A 2,410-nucleotide genomic window follows, 5' to 3' on the forward strand; every position below is an offset into this window, starting at 1 on the left:
TCCCACCCTTTCAACAATCGAGTAATGCCTTTTACCGGCATAGCGATCTGGCTCGGGGYCGCGCTTCTGCTGGTTCTATGGGCCTTGAAATACCTCAATCCTCACGGATAGCTTCATCCGCTGTTTATCGGATGCGCAAGTGCGAAGGTCTGTGACGTTGTTTACAAAGGGAAAAAATCCCGCTCCAAGCACTCCACACAATGGAGCGCATCTGGCATACCGACCTGATATCGACGGACTACGCGCCCTTGCCATCCTGCCGGTCGTACTTTTCCATGCTGAAATTCCCGGCATCAGCGGCGGATTCGTCGGCGTCGATGTCTTTTTCGTCATCTCCGGCTATCTGATGTCGTCGCTGATCGCCGGCGAGATGGCGAAAGGCGAGTTCAGCCTCCTGAATTTCTATCAACGGCGCATCCGCCGTATCTTCCCGGCCCTCTTTGCGATGATGGCGGCTTGCGCCATCGTCGCCTGGTTCGCCCTCATGCCTCTGGAGCTTTCATATTTTGCCAGGAGCATGACAGCCGCCGCCCTCTTCATGTCGAACGTTCAGTTTGCAAAAGAGGTGGGCTATTTCGATATTGGCGCGCAGATGAAGCCGCTGCTGCATACGTGGTCGCTTGCGGTCGAAGAGCAATTCTATATCGCCTTTCCCCTCGTCATGATCCTGTTTCAGAAGGTCGCGCCGCGGCGAATGGTTCCCTTCGCGCTTGTCGCCTTCGCCGCATCGTTCGCCGCCGGTATCGGTGTTTTGAACAGCGATTCGACAGCGGGCTTCTACCTTTCGCAATACCGGATCTGGGAACTTTTGATCGGCGTCATCATCGGCCTCAAGGCCATCCCCGAGGTGAAAAACGAGACGGGTCGGCAGGCATTGGCGGCTATCGGCCTCGTACTGATCGGCATTGCGATTTTCACCTTTACGGAGAAAACGCCCTTTCCGGGTTACGCCGCATTGCTGCCCTGCCTGGGCGCCGCCTTCATCATCCATGCGCGCGCAGGCAGCGGCATCGTCGGTCGACTTCTTTCGCGGCGGCCGCTGGTCTTTATCGGGCTGATTTCCTATTCGCTCTATCTCTGGCATTGGCCGATTATCGTCTTCACCCGCTATTTCGCGGGTCACGAGCTGACGCCGCTGCTGCGGTGCGCCGTGATCCTGGCATCGATGCTTGTTGCGGTCGCCTCCTGGCGGTTCATCGAAAGGCCGTTTCGTGGAAATTGGGGGCTGCTCACCGGCAAGCGGCTGCCGGCAATCGCGGCCGCACTGATTGGGCTTACGGCCGGCGCAGGGCTGCTTCTGGTCATGAGTGGTGGCGCACCGGGCCGATTGCCGGCCGACGTTCGGTCAATCTATGCGGCCACCTATGACCGAAGCCCCTTTTACATGGACGGCTGCTTTACCGAGTCGGATCACGAAGGCCCGTCAAACGCCGATATCGAAGCCGGCAAGGTCTGCGGCCTGGGCGATCCGAATGATGCTGGCCCCGACTTTCTGGTGTGGGGCGACTCGCACGCTGCTGCGATGGCACCGGGCATCGATGCCGCCGCCACTGCTGCGGGCTTTGGCGGCAGGTTCGCTGCACATGCGTCATGCCCTCCGCTGACCGACGTTGCGCTTGCGGGCAAAAACGATACGCGACGCTGCACGGCCTTCAACGATTCAGTGCGCGACCTCATCAAGCGGGAGCATATTCCACTGGTGTTCATGCTCGCCTATTGGCCGAAATACGTTCACAATTCAGAACTACCGAACCAGGGGGACTATTTCGATCCTTCAATTCCCCCGTCTGTGGCCGATTACTCGACACCGATCGCCGCGGCCCTGGACAAGACTCTCGCCGAGCTGAAGCAGGAAGGCGTCACGGTCGTGCTGGTTATGGACGTGCCCGAGATGGGGCATTTCGTGCCCGAGGCTCTTGCCAAGGCCAAGCTCGACGGCACTTCGACGGATATCGCCCCACCCCTGTTCTACGTCGCCGAACGGCAGGCGCTCGCCCGCGCGATGCTGGAGAAATATGCCGATCAATATGGTGCAATCGTCGTCGATCCGCTGCCGGCCTTTTGCAACAACGATCGTTGCCACGCCTCGCAAAGCGGCGTGCCGCTTTACATGGATGCCGACCACATCACGGCGTCAGCAGCCAAGAGCCTCTTTTATCTCTTCGCGCCCGTTTTCAAGATGGCGCAAAACATTTGAGATCGCAGCGGGTCGCCGGTTGGAGCGTTCGTAGCGCTTCGTCGATACGCCGGCCAGCATCGCGAGGATGCTTGCGGTGCGTACATTCCCGGCACCGGTAGCCGGTCGAACTTCCAAAGGACCGCATCGACGCTGTCTTCCTCGCCCGGGCGATCATCTGCCCGTTGACGATCCGGCCGCGCTCGATGAAATCCGAAAGCGCCTCTATGAGCG

Annotated in this window: 2 protein-coding genes; one reads left to right on the forward strand and one right to left on the reverse strand. The window is 59.5% G+C overall.

Going from position 1 to position 2,410, the window contains the following annotated elements:
• The first annotated feature begins 151 nt into the window (after positions 1-151).
• Positions 152-2,197 (forward strand): acyltransferase family protein, encoded by a 2,046-nt coding sequence (locus AC1D35_RS35610; RefSeq protein ID WP_477852691.1) that lies wholly within the window; start codon positions 152-154, stop codon positions 2,195-2,197.
• Here the strand turns inward: AC1D35_RS35610 and AC1D35_RS35615 are convergent.
• Positions 2,175-2,410, reverse strand: a 236-nt coding sequence (locus AC1D35_RS35615; protein WP_477942668.1) for a hypothetical protein, incomplete at its 5' end; no start/stop codon positions are given. The two genes, AC1D35_RS35610 and AC1D35_RS35615, sit on opposite strands and share 23 nt — an antisense overlap.

This window comes from Rhizobium sp. P1_E6 (assembly GCF_056405875.1).